Raw genomic sequence first — 24,573 nt, 5'->3', positions numbered from 1 at the left:
TAAAAATCATAAAAAATCAATTATAAATTTTTAAAAATCAAAATATTTATAGTTTTTATTTTATTTTAAGGAAAATTAAGAACACTAAAAAATAATTTATTAAATTACTTCAAATAAACCTATTTAAAATTATCTGAAAATACCTCTTTTGCTGTTTTTCAATTAAGAACAGGCCTTAATTTATCATTTATAACATTAACTACTCAATTTATTTTTTGTTGACTAACATTATTAAAATCAGTTCCCTTAGGAAATCATTGTCTAAGTTCAGAATTCATATATTCAATTAATGGTTTTTGTTGTGGTTTACCGGGGTCACAAAAATAAACTTGTGTTTCAGCAAATATTTCTAATTATCTTCATTTACTAAATTCTTTTCCTCTATCAGTTATTATTCCTTTAATTTTCCCAAATAAATTATTACTTATAACAATATCTTTAAACTTTTCCACAACTTCATTAGCAGTATGATTTTTTAATTTCATAACAAAATAACTTTTACTATTTTGTTCAACTAAAACCAAATTACTAGATTGATGCTCTTTTCCAACTATGGTATCCATTTCAAATCAACCAACATCAGTCTCTTTATTCTCAATATCTCATATTGATTTAAAATTAATTAATTTACCACGATTATCAAATTTTCCTTTTGTTTTATATTTTTTACCACAATGACATAAATTATGTTTTAAAAAACCATAAAAACCCAAACGAATTCATTTATACAATGTTTTAACACAAACAGGAAATTTAATACCAAACTTTAGAAAATAACGATGAATAGGTTGTGATGGAGAATCACGATAAACATTAAATCTTATATTAATAAAATTTAATTGTTCTTCTGTAAACTTATATCTTTTATTATTCTTTTTTCTTTTCTCATAATACATTTTATCTGACTTATAAGCACTATATTCATCAATAGTTTTAAAACGCTTAATTTCTCGCAAAATAGTACTACGATTTCTGTTCAAACATTTAGCAATTTGTGAAATATTTATTTCACCATTCTTTTTTAAAAATAATTTTGATAATAATAATTTTTCCAATTTAACCTTATCAATAAAACTTAAATGACTATACATAACATTTATATACCTTTCATTAATTTATAAATTTAATATTAAAATTATTTAATACATTATTGATATATGATAAAATCAATTATAGCATTCAAGTAATTTTAATAAAGGAGAAGTAAAATATGAAAAAGTTACTAAGTATTTTAGGAGTAATCGGATTAACAGCAACAAGTACAACAACATTAATTAGTTGTGAAAAACCAAATAATAATGAAAACGGGGGGGGGGGTAATAAACCTACACCAGAACCACAACAACTACCAGAAAATAGCAAATGAACTAATATTCCTAGAACACAGGCGCCTAATAAAGAATTTTTAACTGCTACTAATAAATGATATTTTTATGGAGAAAAAAGAAATGGTCAATATTTGCTTACAAAATTTTATTTTGATAATAATTTTATTAAAAATCAAAACACTTGATGACAACACTTAAAAAATGATTCAGATTTTATTTGAAACTATAATTTAGTATATCGTTGAAATAAAAACAATGAACCACAAATACCAGAAATTAATAAAGACACAGGACTAATAATTGATTGAAAAGAATAAAAGGACTAACAAGTCCTTTTTTAAATTAATCGAACAAACTTCATAAAGATAATTAATAGGAATATATTTGTTATTGTATTATATAATGCTGGACTAAATTTTCATACCTCAAATGTTTGACTAAAAAAACTATATATTGTTTGAAATATTTTACCAACACCGCTTGCTAATTCTTTTACTTGTTTAACACCGGGAATATTATTTACAATTAAAATTGCAGCATTTTTTATATGACACGCTAAATTATATCAACTACAACTTTCATATTGGGCTTGTCATCATTGTCCATCAGGAAACAATCCGCCATTATTTATTTCTTGTCAGTTATAAATTCCAAAATTAAAATCATAATAACGGTACATATCATTTTCTTTTTGGGCTTGTAATTCAAAAACATTATAACCGATTTTTTGTTCTTCAATTTTTTTGTATTTTAAACCGTATTTATCTTTTAAAGCACCTTCAAAAATATAACCTTCATTTTGATTAATATTATAATTATTTGCAACTGAAAAATCATAATTAAATACATTACCATAATTAGTATTATAAAAACGATTTTTAAATGCTGAATACAATTTAATGTCTAATTGATTGTATTTATCAGAAAAATAAAAATAACGAGGATAAATTTTAAAACCATTATTTGCTAATAAACCATATTTTTTATTATATCCTTGTACATAAGTATCATTTTCTAAATCAAAAATTGTTCGTAAATAATCTTTATAAAAATTTTGGGAAACCGTAAACATACTATTTAATAGTTTTTCAAATTGATTTTTATTAGTATTAGTTTCATCAATTAAAACATCTCTAAAATTAATCAATTTTAAACCAAAAAAATTAATTAAAACAGTATCATACTGTAAATTATCAATATAACCACTTTCAATAAAATTACTGCGATTTTGAAATACAGGTACCAAAGCATAGGTAAAAAAGGCTTTTAAAAATTTATTAATATCAATTTGACCTTTCATCTGTTCAAAAACCATTTTACCAATATTAGGAGAATTACCTTGATAATAATTATAAGTTTCAGCACTAAAATTAAAAGTATCTTCTTTTTCTTTTATGAAAGAAAATAAAAAACCTAAATCATCAGTATACCAATAACTATTTGCATTATTACCATCCCAATATTGTTTAAAATGTGTTAATTCTAAACTACCAGCAATAATATTTTTATTTTCATCAATTGTTAAAATCATCCGATAAATTGATTTTCTAGTTAAAATAACATCAGGTTTTCAATCTAATTTTTCCATATTATTAATAATTTCAAAATCAAAAATTATTCTTTCACTACCCAAATTTGGGTCATCATAGTTTGGATTACCACCTTGCTGAATTCGGATATTTTCTTGTACAATAACATCAATATATTTAAGCAAAAAAGAACGAACATTTTGATAATATTCAGTATATCATTTTAATTTGCCATCATTATCAACAACGGGTAATTCTGGTTCACCATTTCCATCTCAACGATATACTAAATTATAGTTTCAAATAAAATCTGAATCATTTTTTAAGTGTTGTCATCAAGTGTTTTGATTTTTAATAAAATTATTATCAAAATAAAATTTTGTAAGCAAATATTGACCATTTCTTTTTTCTCCATAAAAATATCATTTATTAGTAGCAGTTAAAAATTCTTTATTAGGCGCCTGTGTTCTAGGAATATTAGTTCATTTGCTATTTTCTGGTAGTTGTTGTGGTTCTGGTGTAGGTTTATTACCCCCCCCCGTTTTCATTATTATTTGGTTTTTCACAACTAATTAATGTTGTTGTACTTGTTGCTGTTAATCCGATTACTCCTAAAATACTTAGTAACTTTTTCATATTTTACTTCTCCTTTATTAAAATTACTTGAATGCTATAATTGATTTTATCATATATCAATAATGTATTAAATAATTTTAATATTAAATTTATAAATTAATGAAAGGTATATAAATGTTATGTATAGTCATTTAAGTTTTATTGATAAGGTTAAATTGGAAAAATTATTATTATCAAAATTATTTTTAAAAAAGAATGGTGAAATAAATATTTCACAAATTGCTAAATGTTTGAACAGAAATCGTAGTACTATTTTGCGAGAAATTAAGCGTTTTAAAACTATTGATGAATATAGTGCTTATAAGTCAGATAAAATGTATTATGAGAAAAGAAAAAAGAATAATAAAAGATATAAGTTTACAGAAGAACAATTAAATTTTATTAATATAAGATTTAATGTTTATCGTGATTCTCCATCACAACCTATTCATCGTTATTTTCTAAAGTTTGGTATTAAATTTCCTGTTTGTGTTAAAACATTGTATAAATGAATTCGTTTGGGTTTTTATGGTTTTTTAAAACATAATTTATGTCATTGTGGTAAAAAATATAAAACAAAAGGAAAATTTGATAATCGTGGTAAATTAATTAATTTTAAATCAATATGAGATATTGAGAATAAAGAGACTGATGTTGGTTGATTTGAAATGGATACCATAGTTGGAAAAGAGCATCAATCTAGTAATTTGGTTTTAGTTGAACAAAATAGTAAAAGTTATTTTGTTATGAAATTAAAAAATCATACTGCTAATGAAGTTGTGGAAAAGTTTAAAGATATTGTTATAAGTAATAATTTATTTGGGAAAATTAAAGGAATAATAACTGATAGAGGAAAAGAATTTAGTAAATGAAGATAATTAGAAATATTTGCTGAAACACAAGTTTATTTTTGTGACCCCGGTAAACCACAACAAAAACCATTAATTGAATATATGAATTCTGAACTTAGACAATGATTTCCTAAGGGAACTGATTTTAATAATGTTAGTCAACAAAAAATAAATTGAGTAGTTAATGTTATAAATGATAAATTAAGGCCTGTTCTTAATTGAAAAACAGCAAAAGAGGTATTTTCAGATAATTTTAAATAGGTTTATTTGAAGTAATTTAATAAATTATTTTTTAGTGTGCTTAATTTTCCTTAAAATAAAATAAAAACTATAAATATTTTGATTTTTAAAAATTTATAATTGATTTTTTATGATTTTTATTGTATTATTTGACTAATAAGATTTGTTGCACTTCATTTTACATAATTCCTAATAAACAGTATGTTCAAACGAGAATTGAAGGGCTTGATAATATTTTTCGAAATGCAATTACCTTTGGGAAGGAAAAAACTTATTTTGGTTCTTCACGCGGGGTCTTTATGCTTTAACGACCGATGATATTAAGGCAACTAAAATTAAAGGTATTGATGATAAAGTCCTTTTTTAACAATTGATCAAGATAATAACATTTATTTTGCAACAGAAGATAATGATATTTTTATTTATAAGAATGATACTTCAATTGTTAAAATTGAAGGGGTTGAGGCTGATGCTGATGTCACTGCGCTTGCTTTAGATAGTATGAATAACTTATATTTGGGAACGCTTGCTGGAATTTATTATTTACCAGCAGGGGAAACTGTTGTTGAAAAAGTTAGTTGAGGAGATTATGTTATTTTTGCATTAATAATTGATGATCAAGATGATGTTTATTTTACAACTAATAAACGAGATTTTTTTCTTACCAACGAAATAAAGAAGACACACTAGTGTTGATTCAAAATTTAAATGAATTAATTTATACAATGGCAATTGACCAAACCAATAATATTTATTTAGGGAATTACATTTATCAAACCAAAACAAATGAGTTAAATCAAATTAATTTACGGGATCGAAGTATATATTCAATTGCTGTTGATACCAATGATAATATTTATTATTGCAGTTTTTTAGATGGTGTTTATTTTTTAAAAAAGGGAGCAGACCAAGTTATTAAAACCAATTTATTTGGTCGAGAAGTTCAAACCATTGCTGTTGATGCTAATGCCAATATTTTTGTTAATAACAATGAGGGTTCTTTTATCTTTCAAATTTATAATCCACCAATTATCCCTGACCCAGTTGTTAAGCCAAAAGACATAGTTGTTGCAAAAGTTTTGGGTTATGTGTTTTTAGGTACTTCTGGTGCTGTTGGGATATCTTGTTTAGGGACTTATTTATGAAATAAATATCGTTATAAAAATAATCGCCGAAGATAAAAAATTATTTAATAAGTATTAATTTTGAAATAATTTTTATTTATAGTATAATAATAATATAAGCGTAAATGCCTATATCTTGAGGAAACTATTGAAAAACATAATATAAATTTATCAATTATAACTTACTAATATTATTTTAAATATTATATTTTTTTAATGTTAATTAAGGAGGTACTTTAAAATGAAGACGTTATTGAGTATTTTAGGTACTATGGGTTTAACCGCTTCTGGAGTTATCACGATTGTCACAAAAATTCAACAAAATTCACAAAATGAAGTAATTGAAAATGAACACAAATGAGTTAATGTAAACGCATTTATGATTAAAAAAATTATGGATAATACCAAATTAGCATGCAATTATTAAATGAATGTTTTGTGGTTCGTAATGTGGCTAAACCAGATGTTGGTTCATTAGGGGAATCAGTTTCTTTCCAAATTTCAAAAATAGCACATATTTATTTATATGTATCTATTAGGTCTGGACCCGATGGATCACCAGTACATAAATGAGGACGCGCTTTGATAACTTATGTTGTAAACAAATACGAGAGAAGATCTGTTATTACTGGTGGATGAGTTGTGCAAGATGTTTTTTATAAAACAACAGAAATAAGTGGAAAAAATTCAAAGATTGAGAGTTATTAGTTACTCCAGATATTTTTAACTTTTTATCAAAATTTAGTTAAAATTTAATTTATAATCTTGCTAGTGTAAAAACTTATAAAGAAAATTAATAATCATATAAAAAATATTTTCAAGTTTTACATTGTGATATTGTAAGGCTGATAATAAGACCTTTTTCTGTTTAAAATAAATACTTACTTGTTTATGAAGAAAGTACAATATATGGAAAAAGGTTTTTATTATGATAATAATTATTTGACTTTTAAGAAAAATTATAATATGATAATTCTTGGTATTATACCTTAGTCATCAAAATACCAGAGACAGCAACGGATTTTTATTAAATCTTAATTATGTTGCCGAGGCATTATTGAGATATTGAACAGTTACATGTTTTTATATTATTATAATGTTTCAGGCAATTAATCTATTTGGTTAATTGCCTTTGTTTTATTGAATTATTATGGGGAGGCAAAGAATGAAGCCAGCAATGAAAATTAAAACAGCAGTTGTTAGTGAAATTGTTAATAACTTCAAAACTGCTAACTCAGCAGTTGTTGTTGAATATCAAAAATTAACAGTTGCTGAATTTACAGAACTAAGAAGAATGCTTACAAAACAGGATGTAACCATTAAAATATATAAAAATAACTTAGTGAGCTTGGCTGCTAAAGAAGCGGGATTTGCAGAATTAGATCATTATTTAACAGGTCCTAATGCTTTTGCGTTTGGTGTAGGAGAACAGATGGCTGCCGCAAAAACTTTGGCAAAATTTGCAAAAACGCATCCAGCTTTAAAATTAAAATCCGGAATTTATGAAGGTAAAGTCTTGGATACAAAAGCAATTATTGAAATTGCTTTATTGCCAACAAAAGACGAATTACTTGCAATGTTTGCATCAAGCTTATTATACCCATTACTTATGTTAGCGATATCGGTTAAAGAAATTGCTAAAGCGAAAAGTGAGTAATTAATTTATTCAATATTTTATAAAAATGTAATTCTTAATGAGGAGGAAAATATTATGGCATTATCAAAAGATGATATTATTAAAGCATTAGAAGAAATGAAATTATCAGAATTAAATGAATTAGTTAAAGCAATTGAAGATCATTTTGGCGTTGTTGCTGCAGCAGCAGTTGCCGCAGCACCAGCAGAAGGTGGAGCAGCAGCGTGACCTTCAGAAGTTGATATTGTTTTAACAGATCCAGGAGCATCTAAAGTTGCAATTATTAAATTAGTAAGAGAAATTACTGGAAAAGAATTAATGGAAGCGAAAGCAATTGTTGATAAATTACCAGCAGTAATTAAATCAAAAGTAAAATCTGAAGAAGCTGAAGAAATTAAAGGTCAATTAGTGGCGGCGGGTGCTTCAGTTGAACTTAAATAGTTTAATTTTATTAAAATAAAGCAGGGTTATCCCTTTGCTTTTTTTTTTTTTTTTTGTAAAATTATATTATGTAAAAATGGGAGCGATAAAAATGTTAACAGATTTTTTATTTGATATTAAGTTTTATAAATTTATTACTCTAATGAATAATATTTTTTCATCAATAACATTTTGAATTTTTATTTGTTTTAGTATTAGCATTTTTATCCGTATTACTTTTTTAAAAGCAAAATCTCTTAAAACTATTAATAATAGTTTTAATAAAATTGAAATTGTTGCTTTTATTTCTACTTTTATTAGTAATATTTTAATATTAAGTGCTCTTAATATTATTGCGCAGCTTTATTTAGTTTGGGTTGCAGGATCAACGATTGTTTTACTAAATATTATTTTTTCTATTTTGGTAATATTCTTTATTATTACAAAAACAAAATATTTTGATATTATTGTGATTTTTAATAAAATTATTGCTGCTTTCTTCTTGGTTGCTTTTGCCCCAATTATTTTTACCTTGATTTTTGAAACAATAATCAAAACAGAAAATAATTTATTTTATTTAATATTATGAGCGTTTTCTTATGCGACTTTAATTGGGACTATTATTGTTAATAACAATACAACAGAGTTAAAACAAATTTTCCGTCGTTTGTTTTTTGGTTTTATTTTAATCGTATTAATTTTAATTTTAAATTTACAATTTATTGAGAATACAAAAGATATTAAATTATCAACAATTTTTAGTAATATTTTTATGCTTATTTTACTTTGAATTTGAGGTTGAAATGTTGTGTTAATGAAAAATAACGATTCAGAGGTTCAAAATGAAAACAAAAATGAAGGGGATTTAAAGTTTTTTGTATTAGCAATTAAAAACGATTCTTTAATAATGAATAAAACAATTAAATATACAACAATTATTCTTAATGGTTATAAGCAGGTTCTAATAATTTAGCCTTTTAACTTAATTTTAATAAATTATTATTTATAATAATCATAACAATTAAATAAAAAGGAGTGAATAAAAATGAAAAAATTACTTTCTATTTTAGGAGTGACAACATTAACAACAACAAGTGTTTTTAGTGTGGACGCTTGTGCAAAAGGAAAAACAGGAACAAATGATGATTATTTTGATAGCGAAATTAATAAAATTGATCCAACAATTAGGAACCAAGTTAAATATACTAGTACAATTGCAAAAATTTTAATTGCATCACGTCATGAGAATATGAATACATATGCTTTTCCAACTTTACAATATTTTTTAAATAATGTTGGAAAAAATTTAAAAGTTACTTTTAAGACAAAAAGTGGAAAAGAAGTTCCAATTAAGGATTATGTTGAAGAATATAAGAAAATAAATAGTATTACTTATAATCCTTGAAAAGCAAGAAATACAAATTATCAACCAGAGCGTAATAATTATAATTTAATGTCTTCTCTTGTTGCAATGTCAAATTTTTCAAAATGAAACACGGAAGAAAACCAAGGACATCCTAATAAGGATAAAGATCCAACGACTAATCGTTATCCTGAATTTGAAGTAAATCAAAATTTAGGATGAGCTCAATATGATACTGGAGCGTTAGCAAACACCTTATCACAAAAATCAGATTCAGTTAAAGCTTATATTAAAAGAACAAAAGGATGAAGTGAATATTATGATTCATCATCAGGGCCATATGTTTCGAATATTTTATACCACAATTCTTTAAGCAATCCACCAACGACGTCAGAGCTTTCGTATAAAGATGGTGGATCTGAAACTAAATTTGGAAAAATGATTGCAAATCAGTCAAGTTCATTATATGACTTATTTGGTTTAAAATATTTTGATGAAGCAATTACAATGTTAGGGCAATTTGGGCCGGGAGTTGAGTTACCAGTTTCATATTCTCTAGCACAGTTATTGCCAATTGTTCAAAATAATCGTTATGGTGAAAAAACAGCAGGAATTTTCTTAGCTGCACCTTTTGTTATTTTAAGTACTATTAAAAGTAAATTATTTGATTCTAGTATTGGAAAAGTTAAAGATGATAGTCCATTGTTAGAAGTTTTTGATCGTGATACGATTGATAATACGATACTAAAAGTCGAAGACCAAAGCGATGGAGAGGTTGCAAATCCTACGAAAAAAATTGAAAATATGAATTTATATGGTATTTTATCAAGTCCTGTAATGGCAAAAGCAATGAGTGTCATTACACAACAACAACCACAATATTTGGATTTAACAAGTAGTAACAAAGACCACAAAAATGCCTTTTTAAAATGATATTCAGTATTAGGTAATTGATTTACAGCAGCTTTGGCAAAAGAAGGTTTAAAATTTGATAAAGAGAAATTTAACAAGGTAATGTCAGAAACAATCTATGAAGGTGTTTCAAAATTACAAACACTAATAGGAATGTTCGCCGAAGATACTGTTGTTGCTTTAATGCGAACACTATTACAGATGTTAAACTCAGGTGGTTTTGATATGTTTAGTTTATTAAAAGGAGTTGCTGGATTTGCAAACTGATTCTATATTAGCGATGGTGAAGGGCATTATAATTTAAATGTCAAAAATGTTCAAAAAATTGATGATGTTTATAATAAAGGTCCTGAGAAAGCTGGCTATAGTGATGACTTAATGGCTGTTGATCCAAAAAGTGAGTATGCTAAATTTATTTTAGATAATTATGGTTTTAATGAACAAAAAAATCAATATGAATCGGGGTCATTATTTGACATAATTAATATTTGAACACATGGGGGAAATAACACTTATCCTGATTATGAAGCAATGCATGACTTTATAACTCAGATTCTGGATTCACAAAATGGTTATATTGGAATATTAACAAATAAAATTAATCAAGTTATGGCAAATGATTGGTTTGATAATATATTCTTAGATCGAAAATGATACATCACAGCATCTGGCAAAGGTGTTGATGGTAAAGCGCTGGGGGCAGTAGTCACTAATGGTCGTGTAACGGGAGTTAGATATCAATTAGACTATTATGGTCCAAAAGACGCTTCAACAAAATTAGCACGTCATACAAAACCGTTAGGATATACTGATCCAGCATCGGGAAATTCACCAGAATATGTGGTTGAACAGCAAAGCGATCCAACAAAACGTCATAATATCGCGCCAGAGGGACAAACATGAACTGACCAGGACTGGCTTGATTATGACGGACTAGGGGATAATTATTTAGAAAATAGTGAAAAGATTAAATATAGTTATGTTGTTGAATTTGATAATCAGGCCCGCTTTTTATACAATCCAGGAATTAAAGATGATTTAACAAAAAATTCATATTTATTAAGTGATTTTGCCTGATATTATAACAACACACGTTATTATTAATAGTTAAATGAAAGAAGGAGAGGTTAAAAAATGCTGCTATTTTGGCAAACATTAAAAAGTATGTTTAAGCAAAAAGCACAGCTAACTATTTTTATAGTATTGGCTGCTCTTTTGACATTGTTAGCCACTTCATCATGAATTGTTAACACACGGTTAACAGATGCATATTCATTTATGGGACAAGGAACTTTTAACTATGATTATTTATTAAAGTTTAATGGTAAAAAGAAAACAGGGTCTAATGTTGAAACAATTACACCCTGATTTGCTTTTAGTAATGATTATCATTTGATTACTGATGTTAATGATGAAAAAACAACACTGCCTTATGCGCATCTTGGTTTAAATGGTGCTTTAAAAGCATTAGATGATAAGAATGTTGAAATTACATTCAATTATGCATCAACAAATAAAGTTAACGGTATTGAATTTAAAAACCTCGATTCTAAAGCACCTGTTTTTTGAAATAATGGATTATATCGTTTTAATTATCAAAGCGAAGCTTTTCAAAAATCTTTAATTGGACAATTATATGATCAAAATGGTAACCTTTTTGATTATAATAATTTAGGTTTAATTGAATCATTTATGAATAATTTTACGCATAGCGATATTTCACAAAATACAGTAAATCTAATTATCGCTTATTTAAATAAAAAATTTGTTGATCCTAAAAGTGAGGGTGCAAAAAAATTAAAAGAGGAAGTTCGTAAGTTTGTAAGTGAGGGAAATAAAAAATGAGATAAAGATGTTGATTTACAACAGGGTGATCCGTCTAATATTCCAACAAGAGAAAACATTGAGCAAGAATTGTTTGACAATGGTTTAAATGGTGATTTAAGTTTTTTAACAAAGGATATATCACAACCTTTAGTTAAGATTAATCTTTATTATTCACCAACTACTAATAACAATGTTGATGTTGTGTATAATAATAATATTGAAAACGCCGTTTTTAGTGTTAATGATTTTTATAATCAAAATAATAATACTGTTTTTAAGAATCAACCATATGGACCATATGGCTTTACAAAATCTTATTATGCTTTAGTTGCAAAAGTTTCTAACTTTTCATACCAAATGCGTGAACAATATGCATATTGAGATTTAATTTCTAACCTTAAGTATAAAATAATTAATTGACAACCATTAATTGACAATAATCAATTAAAAATTATTGAAAAATATTCATCATTTGATCCAACCAACCCAACTAATGATGTTTATGTTGTTATAACGCCACAATTTGCCCGTAGTCAAAAGTTAAAAGTTGGGGATTCAATTAAAATTGGGGAAAATTCTAATTTCTTTGTTGGTGCAATTGGTGGTGATCCAGCGAATATCTATCCAACAATTTATGATACTGATATTTTTCCTGATCCAAAAACAGATGGAATTATTTATGTTTCTGAAAGTGTTTATCGGGGAGAAAGTATTATTGCGAATGCCGAAATCGATGAGAGTTCAACGCTGTATATTGCACATACAGGAAAAGATGAAACAGCAGATGTTGCAACTTTTAAAAAATATTTAGCAACTGATTTTCGAAGTTTAGATGAACCGAGTGATAAAAATTCCGGTTTACAAAGTCGCGATTCAACAAGATTAGTTTATCTTCGTTATAGTTTGTTAGGAAGAACAATTGATGTTTATCGAACAATTACCATTGTTTTATCAATAGTTTTCTTGATTATTTTAATTTTTACCTTAGTAATTTTAATTAAAAAAATTATTAATCAACAAAAAATTGAAAATGGAATTTTAAAAGCAAATGGTTATAGTGGTTTAACAATTGCTAGTTCCTATTTGGCCCACGCCATTGTTGTTACGGGAATTGGGGTTCCCCTTGGGTGAATTATTGGTGTTGTTTTGCAATTTCCGATTATGAGTGTTTTTAATAACTATTTTGTTATTCCAATAAATTATTCATTTTCATTAATTCCATTTGCAATTTGTTTTGGAATTATTGGTTTAGTTAGTAGTTTATCAATTCTAACAACAGCAATTCGTCAGTTAATCATTAGTCCATTAGATTTATTAAATCCAAATAAGAATGTTAAAACTTCAAAATTAGTAAATTCAATTAGTAATAGTTTTTCATTTAAAAAATTTACAACTAAATTTCGATTTGTTATGATGGCAGTATCGACGAAAAAGATTGGGTGGTTTTTCTTAACGTTTTTTATTGCTAGTCTTTCGTTAACATTTGCAACTTTAATTCCAACAGCAATCAATAAGTTTAGTAAAGATTATTATACTAATTTAAATTATAACAACGAATACGAATATACAAATGTTGTTGGGAACATCCCGTTTAGCCGGTATGAAATGTATGATTGAAATGGACCAGGATATTCAAATAGTTCAGTATATCCACTGGCAAAAAATTCTCTCGTTAGTGATTATTTGTATGATAGTGGGAAATGACTCTCAACAACAAATGATATTAATGCTAATAATGCCAACTTATATGCCCAAAAATTAAATAATATGATTATTTTTAATTTTATGGTTGGGAAGGGATCTAGTTTGTCAATTGGAACCTTTTATGATATGTACAATCGTTATGGTCAAAATGTTGATATTCGAAATCAAATTGATACATTATTATGTTCAACAATGCCACGGGCTTTTGGAAAACAACCCGTTCATCCAACAGACCCCAATATTGTTGATCGTTGAACTTATTGTGCACAATATGCGACAAGTGATATTATGCCCGGTAAAATTAGGGCAATGCGATTAAAAAATGAATTAGCAAAAGAACAATTTAATTTTACTTTTGGAACTTCAACTTATAATTCTAAAAATGAAGATGTTTATACAGGATATATGGCAAAAATACTGGATTCAAGTTTTAGTCTTTCAACATATGGAATTAATGAAAATAATAAAACAATTGTTTTTCCTAATCAAAAATTAAAAAAAGCATTGGATGATAGTAAAAACTTAAATATTAAATCAGATCCAATTCCTATGGTTGTTAATAAATCTGCCCAGAGTAAATATAATTTACAAGTAAATAACATAGTTAATACGACAACTAATGTTAAACAATTACAGTATTGTGAAGATGCAAATGAATGTGCTGTTCCGACCGCTAATTGAGGATATGAGCTTCCAAATGGTTTTGTTGACGATAACATTGATCCGTTTACCCTTGATTTAACAAAATTGACAATTGGGCAACAAAACCGGTTTGGTTTTGTGGGTAAAAATGGCACAGTGCAAGACTATTATAATTTTAAAAACTTTGTGTTAAAGTTACCAGTAAATGCTTTTAAACCCGGTGAATTCATGAACACCACAACTTCAGCGACAACAGGACGAACTCTACCAGGATTATTGGATCCTAATCCGGTTCAAAAAGACCAACAGGTAGTGAAACAAGTTGGGGATTATTATGTTATTCATCCATTTGACAATAAATTTGATAAAGAGATTAATGGGATTGGTGATTTAACTAGTGGATTTCCAACTAATTGATATCGTGAAGCACTTCGTCAGGGCTTGTTAAAAATTGGTACCACAACCAAAAATGTTAAGTATCAAATCATTGGAATTCAAAATTCTTATGATGTACCACGAGCATATGTTAATCAAATTTTAGCTAACAAAATTCTTGGTTTCGGTACAAACCATAGCAAAATGTATGATAAAGCAGATGATAACCCATTATTATGGTTTAATGGTAAATTTAGTAAGTATCAAGATCAAGTTGACCAAACAACACGCTTTAATCTTTCTTCATCAGATGGTTCTTATTCAATGATTGACTTTATGAATGGCCAGTTAAGCGGTGGGGTTGGTGATACTGATTATTTAATTATTAAAGCCGAAGTTATTCAAAAACTTGCTTGAATTTCAATTATTTTATCGGTCATCTTTGTCGTAATTACAATTATTACTGCGGTTATTATTGTTTATATTATGACAGAATCTTTTGTTAATACCTTCTTAAAATTTATTGCGGTAATGAAAGCGTTAGGTTATTCAAACTGTGAAATTAATAGTTTAACATTAGGAATTTTCACTCCTTTTGCCTTCTTAGCATGAATCTTAGGAGTTGCTATTATGTGATTAATATTGTGGTCGGGTGTTTATGGCTTTACTTCAATTGCCAAAATAATTATTCCGTTTGGTTTCCCATGAATCGCATTACCAATTACCTTTATTTTAATGGGAGGAATCTATTTAGTTACATATTGGATTTCAACTTATAAAATTAATCATATGATTATTCAAGAACAAGTTAATGCTAATGAAATATAAATCTAAGATTTTCTTAGATTTTTTTTTATTTTTTTATTTTTCTAAACCTATTTTTATGAGATTACGTCACTTATTACAGAAAAAGACCTTTATACTTGTTTTTTTAAAAATAGTTGTTATAAATATAATAAGTAGTAAAAAGGGAAGAAAAAACTAATGAAAAATAAATTGTTTAAAGGATATTTAATTTTATATTTTATTTTGGTTGTTATTTATGTTATTTATAATTCAACTATTTTTGATGATGATTTAGCAATTGATAACAATTTTTACTATTCATCAGTTGTTGTTTTTCTTTTTATTTGTTGTATCAAATCTAAAATTGAACTTTTGACATATCTTAAAAAAAGTGCAGAACAATTTCAAGTTTTTTTCTACCAATGTTGAGTACTTAAAAGTCAATTAACATTAGCCATTATTTTAAATATTTTTTTATCAAGGATTTTAAAATTCCGTGAAGGTATCTTATTTACTAATTTTCGTAATTCTAAATCTATTATTCAATTTAAAAAAGGACATACGCCACCAAGAGTGAAATAATAAAAATTTAAAATTTAAAGACAATAATTGAGATTGTATCACCAATCATTTTTTGAATTAGAAAAAACTATTTCAAATAAATATTTGGGGGCAATAACATTACTTGGGACTGTAACTAAAAGCAATTTCTAATAACACAACTACTTTTTTATTAAAAAATATTAAAGAGTATTTTGCAAACTTAGAAACTGTTGATTTTAGTGAAAATGAAGTTTTTAAATCACTGTACGATAAAGGAATATGAGATTTTTCACAGAGGATTAATAAATTAGATGAAACTTTAAAATGTTTATTTAAAGAATATTTTACCTGTGAGATAGTCTAGAAAAAAGTACGTGATTCGTTTGTTATTCATATTTGGTGAATAACTTAATACAGACTTATATTATTCAATTGCATCAACAGATGGGATTGTTTTTGGTGTTGAATCAAAATCAAATAAATATGGATATCTTAGGATAAAAAACTATTGAATGTAATGTTGTTATTACAATAATTTTAAACAAGGAATTATGTAAAATGAAGTTCAACAAATCTTATCAGTCAAATAATACAATAAAAATCATAAAAAATCTTTAATTTTGTCGAAAACTCTTGATGAAATAAAAAAAATCATCAATATGACAATTTGAAAACTAATTTTGTGTAAGATTATGATTTTGCTTTAAATTTTTTAAACGTTAAAATATAATACCGTTGATTGTTGGTTTGGTGTTAAACCTTTGTGTTGGTATTTTCATTTTCAGAGCTTTAAATAATTTTGAATATTAGTGAAACCCAAACCATGATAATGAATTAAGGCTTCTTTAAGACTGGATTGTAATTTACTAATCTTATTTAACTTTTGATAACTAGTATCAGGGTTTGTACTAGTTTTGGTGGAATATAGAGTAGAATTTGTTTGTTTTGCTACTAATAAATATAGTGGTTGCATATCAGAAATAATTATTGATTTTTCTTTAATTAGTTGCTTATTCATATTTTCAATAATCCATTGTTTTTGTAATCTTTTGGTATTGGTGGATTGAACAAAAATATTATTATTGCTATCAACTGCCATTTGAATACAGCATTTGGTATCAGTTGAAAATGGATCGAGATGAGTTTTTCGTTTATCAAATTTATCTTTAAAATTGCCTTTATGAATTTCTTTAATAAATGTTTCATCCATTTGGATTTGACCATTTAATTTTTTAAATTTTAACTGTGTATTTTCTAATTGTTTTGATTGCATTAATTTTTGTCGATTATATCAAGCGGTTTTTGGGGTTGTTTTAATAAAACGAGAAATTATTTTACTAGATTGTCCTAACAATGAAATTTGAATTAATAAATTTCACTGTTCATAATTTAAATGACTTCAATAAGTAAAATGATGACGAAATGCATCAAAACTAGCACGACATTTTTTACATAAATATTTTTGTTTTCCTTCGGAATTATGACCATTTTTAACACAATGAAAAGATTTGCAATTAGGACATATAATGCCTTTATCTCTAAATTTTTGATCAATTTCATTTAAACGTTTTTGTTTTTTAATTAAGTCTGCTTGTTGTTTTATTTTTTCATAAAATTCTAAAAATTGATCATCTGTTAAGCTATTTATTAATTCTGTAATTATTTTTTTCATCATTTATTTACCTCCATATATTAAAAATATACCTAATTTTAGGTATATTTTATAAATATCAAGAGTTTTCGACAAAATTAAAGTAAAAAATCAATTATAAATTTTTAAAAATCAAAATATTTATAGTTTTTATTTTATTTTAAGGAAAATTAAGCACACTAAAAAATAATTTATTAAATTACTTCAAATAAACCTATTTAAAATTATCTGAAAATACCTCTTTTGCTGTTTTTCAATTAAGAACAGGCCTTAATTTATCATTTATAACATTAACTACTCAATTTATTTTTTGTTGACTAACATTATTAAAATCAGTTCCCTTAGGAAATCATTGTCTAAGTTCAGAATTCATATATTCAATTAATGGTTTTTGTTGTGGTTTACCAGGGTCACAAAAATAAATTTGTGTTTCAGCAAATATTTCTAATTCTCTTCATTTACTAAATTCTTTTCCTCTATCAGTTATTATTCCTTTAATTTTCCCAAATAAATTATTACTTATAACAATATCTTTAAACTTTTCCACAACTTCATTAGCAGTATGGTTTTTTAATTTCATAACAAAATAACTTTTACTATTTTGTTCAACTAAAACCAAATTACTAGATTGATGCTCTTTTCCAACTATGGTATCCATTTCAAATCAACCAACATCAGTCTCTTTATTCTCAATATCTCATATTGATTTAAAATTAATTAATTTACCACGATTATCAAATTTTCCTTTTGTTTTATATTTTTTACCACGATGACGTAAATTATGTTTTAAAAAACCATAAAAACCCAAACGAATTCATTTATACAATGTTTTAACACAAACAGGAAATTTAATACCAAACTTTAGAAAATAACGATGAATAGGTTGTGATGGAGAATCACGATAAACATTAAATCTTATATTAATAAAATTTAATTGTTCTTCTGTAAACTTATATCTTTTATTATTCTTTTTTCTTTTCTCATAATACATTTTATCTGACTTATAAGCACTATATTCATCAATAGTTTTAAAACGCTTAATTTCTCGCAAAATAGTACTACGATTTCTGTTCAAACATTTAGCAATTTGTGAAATATTTATTTCACCATTCTTTTTTAAAAATAATTTTGATAATAATAATTTTTCCAATTTAACCTTATCAATAAAACTTAAATGACTATACATAACATTTATATACCTTTCATTAATTTATAAATTTAATATTAAAATTATTTAATACATTATTGATATATGATAAAATCAATTATAGCATTCAAGTAATTTTAATAAAGGAGAAGTAAAATATGAAAAAGTTACTAAGTATTTTAGGAGTAATCGGATTAACAGCAACAAGTACAACAACATTAATTAGTTGTGAAAAACCAAATAATAATTAAAACGGGGGGGGGGGGTAATAAACCTACACCAGAACCACAACAACTACCAGAAAATAGCAAATGAACTAATATTCCTAGAACACAGGCGCCTAATAAAGAATTTTTAACTGCTACTAATAAATGATATTTTTATATAAATAAATATGAAAATAATTATATAACGACAAAATTTTATTTTGATAATAATTTTATTAATAATCAAAACACTTGATGACAACACTTAAAAAATGATTCAGATTTTATTTGAAACTATAATTTAGTATATCGTTGAAATAAAAACAATGAACCACAAATACCAGAAATTAATAAAGACACAGGACTAATAATTGATTGAAAAGAATAAAAGGACTAACAAGTCCTTTTTTAAATTAATCGAACAAACTTCATAAAGATAATTAATAGGAATATATTTGTTATTGTATTATATAATGCTGGACTAAATTTTCATACCTCAAATGTTTGACTAAAAAAACTATATATTGTTTGAAATATTTTACCAACACCGCTTGCTAATTCTTTTACTTGTTTAACACCGGGAATATTATTTACAATTAAAATTGCAGCATTTTTTATATGACACGCTAAATTATATCAACTACAACTTTCATATTGGGCTTGTCATCATTGTCCATCAGGAAACAACCCGCCATTATTTATTTCTTGTCAGTTATAAATTCCAAAATTAAAATCATAATAACGGTACATATCATTTTCTTTTTGGGCTTGTAATTCAAAAACATTATAACCGATTTTTTGTTCTTCAATTTTTTTGTATTTTAAACCGTATTTATCTTTTAAAGCACCTTCAAAAATATAACCTTCATTTTGATTAATATTATAATTATTTGCAACTGAAAAATCATAATTAAATACATTACCATAATTAGTATTATAAAAACGATTTTTAAATGCTGAATACAATTTAATGTCTAATTGATTGTATTTATCAGAAAAATAAAAATAACGAGGATAAATTTTAAAACCATTATTTGCTAATAAACCATATTTTTTATTATATCCTTGTACATAAGTATCATTTTCTAAATCAAAAATTATTCTTTCACTACCCAAATTTGGGTCATCATAGTTTGGATTACCACCTTGCTGAATTCGGATATTTTCTTGTACAATAACATCAATATATTTAAGCAAAAAAGAACGAACATTTTGATAATATTCAGTATATCATTTTAATTTGCCATCATTATCAACAACGGGCTTTAATTTTGTCGAAAACTCTTGATATTTATAAAATATACCTAAAATTAGGTATATTTTTAATATATAGAGGTAAATAAATGATGAAAAAAATAATTACAGAATTAATAAATAGCTTAACAGATGATCAATTTTTAGAATTTTATGAAAAAATAAAACAACAAGCAGACTTAATTAAAAAACAAAAACGTTTAAATGAAATTGATCAAAAATTTAGAGATAAAGGCATTATATGTCCTAATTGCAAATCTTTTCATTGTGTTAAAAATGGTCATAATTCCGAAGGAAAACAAAAATATTTATGTAAAAAATGTCGTGCTAGTTTTGATGCATTTCGTCATCATTTTACTTATTGAAGTCATTTAAATTATGAACAGTGAAATTTATTAATTCAAATTTCATTGTTAGGACAATCTAGTAAAATAATTTCTCGTTTTATTAAAACAACCCCAAAAACCGCTTGATATAATCGACAAAAATTAATGCAATCAAAACAATTAGAAAATACACAGTTAAAATTTAAAAAATTAAATGGTCAAATCCAAATGGATGAAACATTTATTAAAGAAATTCATAAAGGCAATTTTAAAGATAAATTTGATAAACGAAAAACTCATCTCGATCCATTTTCAACTGATACCAAATGCTGTATTCAAATGGCAGTTGATAGCAATAATAATATTTTTGTTCAATCCACCAATACCAAAAGATTACAAAAACAATGGATTATTGAAAATATGAATAAGCAACTAATTAAAGAAAAATCAATAATTATTTCTGATATGCAACCACTATATTTATTAGTAGCAAAACAAACAAATTCTACTCTATATTCCACCAAAACTAGTACAAACCCTGATACTAGTTATCAAAAGTTAAATAAGATTAGTAAATTACAATCCAGTCTTAAAGAAGCCTTAATTCATTATCATGGTTTGGGTTTCACTAATATTCAAAATTATTTAAAGCTCTGAAAATGAAAATACCAACACAAAGGTTTAACACCAAACCAACAATCAACGGTATTATATTTTAACGTTTAAAAAATTTAAAGCAAAATCATAATCTTACACAAAATTAGTTTTCAAATTGTCATATTGATGATTTTTTTTATTTCATCAAGAGTTTTCGACAAAATTAAAGACAACGGGTAATTCTGGTTCACCGTTTCCATCTCAACGATATACTAAATTATAGTTTCAAATAAAATCTGAATCATTTTTTAAGTGTTGTCATCAAGTGTTTTGATTTTTAATAAAATTATTATCAAAATAAAATTTTGTAAGCAAATATTGACCATTTCTTTTTTCTCCATAAAAATATCATTTATTAGTAGCAGTTAAAAATTCTTTATTAGGTGCCTGTGTTCCAGGAATTTGTATTCAAAACTCATTAATCATTTTAACTAATTGTAAATTATCAATACCTCTTTCTAATTTATTAATAACTTCCACAGTATTAAAATACTTAGCAAAAGAATAAGAAAAATTAGTTAATTCTTTTAAAAATTGTTTTTTATCAACATCATAGAATTTATCAATATTATATTGTTTAGCATAAGTATCTCAATTTTTATATAAATCCATAAACTCATCACTAGGCTTATCAAATGAAATTCCCGTTGAATAACTATCCTTTAAAAAGTCTAAATATCATTTATCATTATAAGTTAATGTTTGTGATGTTTTTAGAGTTGGATTAATAAAGTAATTTGTTTCAGACCAGTTTTCAAAAAAACTACTTCGTAAAAACATTGTATTAATAAAATCAGTTTCATTCATTCCCATTGTTTGTTAATTAACAGTATAATTCTGCTGATTTAAGGGTTTAAATGCTGTTAAAGTAATAAATGGAATAATTAAACCTAAAATACCTAAAATAGATATGGCAAATAAAGATAATGATTTTTTCATATTTATAATTCAACCCCTAACTATACAATGTTTTTGAAACAATAAACCCAACAATATATAAACTTGATATTGTTAACATTAATGGATGACTAAACAAAATTGCCATTTTACCAAACAAAGAAAGTAAAAAAGTATCTGAGTTATATAAATCCATAATGATATTTTTTGCTGATGTTAATTGATTTATAATCACCGTAATAAAACTAGTACCAAAAATAGCAATTGCAGCAACTAATAAAACTAATCTAATCATTAATCTGTTTCCTTTCACCGACCATTTTTATTAGCCTTATGTGCTTTTTTAACACCACGTACTGTTGAAGCATACAATTTTGATGTACTGTTTTTAACAGTTGAACCTAATTCGTTATATTGCGTTCTTGTTCCGTGAATTGCATAAATAGACAACTTAACAACCATAAAAAAGATAATAAAATAAGCAATTGTTGTATTTGTCATCGGTAATTTAGTATTTCAAATTACATCAAAAATAAACAAAAATACATCAAAAATAAAACTAAAAATCTTATCTCAATTACTGCTTTCTGATAATAAATTAATCATCTTTACCACTTCCTTTTTCTTTTTTAGGTTTTAAATTCTTTTTCAAAATATCAATATCAAACAATGCTAAACGTTCTTTAACACTTAATTTAGTAATTTCTGACCAATAATATTCTTTATAATTAACTATTTCATCATTTTTTAAATCACGAACAAACTTTAATCATTTACTATCATATTTCTGTGCAAATTCTAATGGAATAATTATTTTAAAAAACCGAATTCCTAACCCAACATCCGACTTATGTTTTGCTCGTTTACCTTCGGCTGTTCGTTCTACTGATTTTGTTTTTCAAATTTCATAATCTGTAATATCTTGAAAAATACCAATTCGCATAATAAAGAAACGATTAAAAAAATTAAATCCTTTTTAGCAATAGGTTTTTTCAATGAAATTGGAATAATAATACCACTTGCTAATTGTCGAATATTATTTCAAATCATACCCTCACGCTGAGCTGTAAATAAAGCACGATTACCAAAATGTCTTGCTAATACAATTCACGGAATTTTACCACTATGAACTTTTTTCTCATCGTGGGGACTAGTTCCATCAATATATAAATAACTTTCATCAAATAAAATAACACTATCATCTGGGGGAACTGGTTTTGTTCTATCTGTAAAATCTAAATTTTTAAATGTTAAAACTTTAACTTTATCATCTTCTAACGGATAATTACTATAAATCTTATCTGTTAATAGTTTCATAGTTTGTGATAAATAAGTTAAAAGTAAAGTTTTTCCCGTCCCTAACTTACCAATAATTACTGATAACGGATTATCTCAAACAAAATTAACTAAACGAAAAGCACTCAACTGATAAAATATGTTTTTTCAAACTCATCAGACAAAATAAACACATTGCAAAGCAAACAATAATCAGAATACTAAACCAGTATAATTTAATGAAATTATTCAAAGTAATAAATCAATTAAACTAAACAAAATCATTGAACCACTAATATAACAATAATTTTTTACGAAAAATATAAACTTTTTCATTACTTAAAATACCCAACTATTTTAAAAACCATTCACAATAAAAACCACGTTAAAAATAAAATCACAATTCAAACACCAATCATCAGAATTAAATATTCATTTTGAGTTAAATTTCAAGTTGTAATAGTTTCAACATTTGTTTTATCTATAAACAAAAAGATATGAATAAAAAACTCTTTTAATTTTTCTCAATCATTTTGCATATTTAAAAACTCCACATTTTCTGAATAAGTTTAAAAAACATCCCCAAAAATAAAACGATAAATAATACAAATGATATGACATATAAAAATTCAGGAGCATTTGAACCAATAATATAACTAACAAATTGAACTCAATAATCATATAAACTCATTAATTTAAGTCCTTCAAGTCATTAATTAATTTATCTACTTTTTCATCACTTCAATTTGTTAAATTATTGTTAGTTGTTTTTACTTTTTGAGGTTCACCAGGAAATATTGCTTTTTTCATTTGTGTAAAATAATTTTATTTGTATTGATTATACAAATTGATTAGTTCTGCTCCAGTTAAATATTTTCACACATGACGTTTTAAATTTTCATCATATTTTACAATAGGATAAGAATTATCATAAATCAAACCGATTGCTACCTGTTCTGAGTGTTTTTCACTAGGATAAATAAATTTATTACTCAACCAAAAACCAATATGACGATTATGATTAGGTAAATTTATAAAACTTGCTTTTTCTGTTTCAAAAACTATCAACTCTTTACGAATAAAATAATTTTCTATATTTTGATTTTTCTTAACAAAATTACTCAATTTTATCAACTCCTAACTAAATATTTATTTAATAAACAATGTTATATTTAATGTTTATATATTGTTTACTTATTGATAAAAACACTGATTATTAACAATGTTATACATAATGCTATATATTGTTTATTTAATGTTTAATA

The 24,573-nt window shown here is 25.3% G+C and carries 20 protein-coding genes, 8 pseudogenes and 1 other annotated feature; of the genes and pseudogenes, 15 read left to right on the top strand and 13 right to left on the bottom strand.

Annotated features, from left to right (window positions below):
- Positions 1–119 precede the first annotated feature (119 nt).
- Positions 120–1,091, bottom strand: a pseudogene (locus tag ACOBME_RS05435) (IS30 family transposase).
- Positions 1,092–1,210: 119 nt separating this feature from the next.
- Here ACOBME_RS05435 and ACOBME_RS05430 point away from each other — a divergent pair.
- Positions 1,211–1,645, top strand: coding sequence for a lipoprotein (locus ACOBME_RS05430; protein WP_419334554.1), 435 nt, complete (start codon positions 1,211–1,213; stop codon positions 1,643–1,645).
- 20 nt (positions 1,646–1,665) lie between these two features.
- Here the strand turns inward: ACOBME_RS05430 and ACOBME_RS05425 are convergent, their stop codons facing one another.
- Both ACOBME_RS05425 and ACOBME_RS05420 read right to left on the bottom strand, forming a co-directional pair.
- Positions 1,666–3,405 carry a spiroplasma phage ORF1-like family protein gene (locus ACOBME_RS05425; RefSeq protein ID WP_419334551.1) on the bottom strand — a complete coding sequence of 580 codons (1,740 nt, stop codon included), beginning with the start codon at positions 3,403–3,405 and terminating at the stop codon, positions 1,666–1,668.
- Positions 3,386–3,493: a lipoprotein gene (locus ACOBME_RS05420; RefSeq protein ID WP_338963303.1), complete on the bottom strand. Its 108-nt coding sequence runs from the start codon at positions 3,491–3,493 to the stop codon at positions 3,386–3,388. Before ACOBME_RS05420 ends, ACOBME_RS05425 begins: the two co-directional genes overlap by 20 nt.
- A gap of 119 nt (positions 3,494–3,612) precedes the next feature.
- Here ACOBME_RS05420 and ACOBME_RS05415 point away from each other — a divergent pair.
- The 11 genes and pseudogenes from ACOBME_RS05415 to ACOBME_RS05365 all read left to right on the top strand — a co-directional run bounded on the left by ACOBME_RS05415 (position 3,613) and on the right by ACOBME_RS05365 (position 15,934).
- Positions 3,613–4,584: pseudogene (locus ACOBME_RS05415) on the top strand (IS30 family transposase).
- 480 nt (positions 4,585–5,064) lie between these two features.
- On the top strand, positions 5,065–5,253 hold the full coding sequence (locus tag ACOBME_RS05410) for a hypothetical protein (RefSeq protein ID WP_338964602.1): 189 nt from the start codon (positions 5,065–5,067) through the stop codon (positions 5,251–5,253).
- Positions 5,253–5,744: a hypothetical protein gene (locus ACOBME_RS05405; RefSeq protein WP_419334549.1), complete on the top strand. Its 492-nt coding sequence runs from the start codon at positions 5,253–5,255 to the stop codon at positions 5,742–5,744. Before ACOBME_RS05410 ends, ACOBME_RS05405 begins: the two co-directional genes overlap by 1 nt.
- A gap of 184 nt (positions 5,745–5,928) precedes the next feature.
- Positions 5,929–6,114 (top strand): hypothetical protein, encoded by a 186-nt coding sequence (locus ACOBME_RS05400; protein ID WP_338964598.1) that lies wholly within the window; start codon positions 5,929–5,931, stop codon positions 6,112–6,114.
- Positions 6,115–6,137: 23 nt separating this feature from the next.
- Positions 6,138–6,395 carry a hypothetical protein gene (locus tag ACOBME_RS05395; protein WP_338964596.1) on the top strand — a complete coding sequence of 86 codons (258 nt, stop codon included), beginning with the start codon at positions 6,138–6,140 and terminating at the stop codon, positions 6,393–6,395.
- Between the two features lie 278 nt (positions 6,396–6,673).
- Positions 6,674–6,832, top strand: a sequence feature (ribosomal protein L10 leader region).
- A gap of 20 nt (positions 6,833–6,852) precedes the next feature.
- Entirely contained in the window at positions 6,853–7,344 is a 492-nt protein-coding gene (rplJ, locus tag ACOBME_RS05390; protein ID WP_419334547.1) for a 50S ribosomal protein L10, read from the top strand.
- 54 nt (positions 7,345–7,398) lie between these two features.
- Positions 7,399–7,764 carry a 50S ribosomal protein L7/L12 gene (gene rplL, locus ACOBME_RS05385; RefSeq protein WP_338964591.1) on the top strand — a complete coding sequence of 122 codons (366 nt, stop codon included), beginning with the start codon at positions 7,399–7,401 and terminating at the stop codon, positions 7,762–7,764.
- A 91-nt stretch (positions 7,765–7,855) separates the two neighbouring features.
- On the top strand, positions 7,856–8,716 hold the full coding sequence (locus ACOBME_RS05380; protein WP_338964590.1) for a hypothetical protein: 861 nt from the start codon (positions 7,856–7,858) through the stop codon (positions 8,714–8,716).
- Positions 8,717–8,788: 72 nt separating this feature from the next.
- Complete coding sequence (locus tag ACOBME_RS05375; protein WP_338964587.1) at positions 8,789–11,122, top strand: lipoprotein; 2,334 nt, start codon at positions 8,789–8,791, stop codon at positions 11,120–11,122.
- Positions 11,123–11,233: 111 nt separating this feature from the next.
- Positions 11,234–15,394 (top strand): ABC transporter permease, encoded by a 4,161-nt coding sequence (locus ACOBME_RS05370; protein ID WP_419334543.1) that lies wholly within the window; start codon positions 11,234–11,236, stop codon positions 15,392–15,394.
- A gap of 156 nt (positions 15,395–15,550) precedes the next feature.
- Complete coding sequence (locus ACOBME_RS05365) at positions 15,551–15,934, top strand: hypothetical protein (protein ID WP_338964582.1); 384 nt, start codon at positions 15,551–15,553, stop codon at positions 15,932–15,934.
- A gap of 673 nt (positions 15,935–16,607) precedes the next feature.
- Here the strand turns inward: ACOBME_RS05365 and ACOBME_RS05360 are convergent.
- Both ACOBME_RS05360 and ACOBME_RS05355 read right to left on the bottom strand, forming a co-directional pair.
- Positions 16,608–17,570, bottom strand: a complete 963-nt coding sequence (locus ACOBME_RS05360) for an IS1/IS1595 family N-terminal zinc-binding domain-containing protein (RefSeq protein WP_338963247.1) — start codon at positions 17,568–17,570, stop codon at positions 16,608–16,610.
- A gap of 190 nt (positions 17,571–17,760) precedes the next feature.
- Complete coding sequence (locus ACOBME_RS05355) at positions 17,761–18,732, bottom strand: IS30 family transposase (protein WP_338964580.1); 972 nt, start codon at positions 18,730–18,732, stop codon at positions 17,761–17,763.
- A gap of 119 nt (positions 18,733–18,851) precedes the next feature.
- Between ACOBME_RS05355 and ACOBME_RS05350 the strand changes: the two genes are divergently transcribed.
- Both ACOBME_RS05350 and ACOBME_RS05345 read left to right on the top strand, forming a co-directional pair.
- Entirely contained in the window at positions 18,852–18,944 is a 93-nt protein-coding gene (locus ACOBME_RS05350) for a lipoprotein (RefSeq protein ID WP_338964578.1), read from the top strand.
- A complete protein-coding gene (locus tag ACOBME_RS05345; protein ID WP_419334540.1) occupies positions 18,922–19,287 on the top strand; it encodes a hypothetical protein in 366 nt (121 codons plus the stop codon). Before ACOBME_RS05350 ends, ACOBME_RS05345 begins: the two co-directional genes overlap by 23 nt.
- A gap of 20 nt (positions 19,288–19,307) precedes the next feature.
- On the opposite strand, the pseudogene ACOBME_RS05340 reads toward ACOBME_RS05345, so the two are convergent.
- Positions 19,308–20,003: pseudogene (locus ACOBME_RS05340) on the bottom strand (spiroplasma phage ORF1-like family protein); the annotation flags it as partial.
- 12 nt (positions 20,004–20,015) lie between these two features.
- Positions 20,016–20,219: pseudogene (locus ACOBME_RS11685) on the bottom strand (spiroplasma phage ORF1-like family protein); the annotation flags it as partial.
- Between the two features lie 23 nt (positions 20,220–20,242).
- On the opposite strand from ACOBME_RS11685, the gene ACOBME_RS05335 reads away from it, so the two are divergent.
- Positions 20,243–21,205: an IS1/IS1595 family N-terminal zinc-binding domain-containing protein gene (locus ACOBME_RS05335; RefSeq protein WP_338963247.1), complete on the top strand. Its 963-nt coding sequence runs from the start codon at positions 20,243–20,245 to the stop codon at positions 21,203–21,205.
- Positions 21,206–21,564: 359 nt separating this feature from the next.
- On the opposite strand, the pseudogene ACOBME_RS05330 reads toward ACOBME_RS05335, so the two are convergent.
- From ACOBME_RS05330 to ACOBME_RS05305, 6 genes and pseudogenes are all read right to left on the bottom strand, one after another.
- Positions 21,565–22,075 (bottom strand): annotated as a pseudogene (locus tag ACOBME_RS05330) (spiroplasma phage ORF1-like family protein); the annotation flags it as partial.
- A gap of 16 nt (positions 22,076–22,091) precedes the next feature.
- Complete coding sequence (locus ACOBME_RS05325; protein WP_338963583.1) at positions 22,092–22,328, bottom strand: hypothetical protein; 237 nt, start codon at positions 22,326–22,328, stop codon at positions 22,092–22,094.
- Positions 22,329–22,378: 50 nt separating this feature from the next.
- Positions 22,379–22,639 (bottom strand): annotated as a pseudogene (locus ACOBME_RS05320) (hypothetical protein); the annotation flags it as partial.
- Positions 22,632–23,644, bottom strand: a pseudogene (locus ACOBME_RS05315) (hypothetical protein). The pseudogenes ACOBME_RS05315 and ACOBME_RS05320, both read right to left, overlap by 8 nt.
- Entirely contained in the window at positions 23,644–23,847 is a 204-nt protein-coding gene (locus ACOBME_RS05310) for a DUF2649 family protein (protein ID WP_338964381.1), read from the bottom strand. Before ACOBME_RS05310 ends, ACOBME_RS05315 begins: the two are co-directional and overlap by 1 nt.
- Positions 23,848–23,998: 151 nt before the next feature.
- Positions 23,999–24,433, bottom strand: a pseudogene (locus ACOBME_RS05305) (DUF3627 domain-containing protein).
- Positions 24,434–24,573 lie beyond the last annotated feature (140 nt).

The organism is Spiroplasma endosymbiont of Sarcophaga variegata (genome assembly GCF_965178695.1).
In the GTDB taxonomy this organism is placed as follows: Bacteria; Bacillota_I; Bacilli_A; order Mycoplasmatales; family Mycoplasmataceae; genus Spiroplasma; species Spiroplasma poulsonii.
Note: the sequence above shows the minus strand (reverse complement) of the source record. Positions and strands in the feature narration are given on the sequence as shown.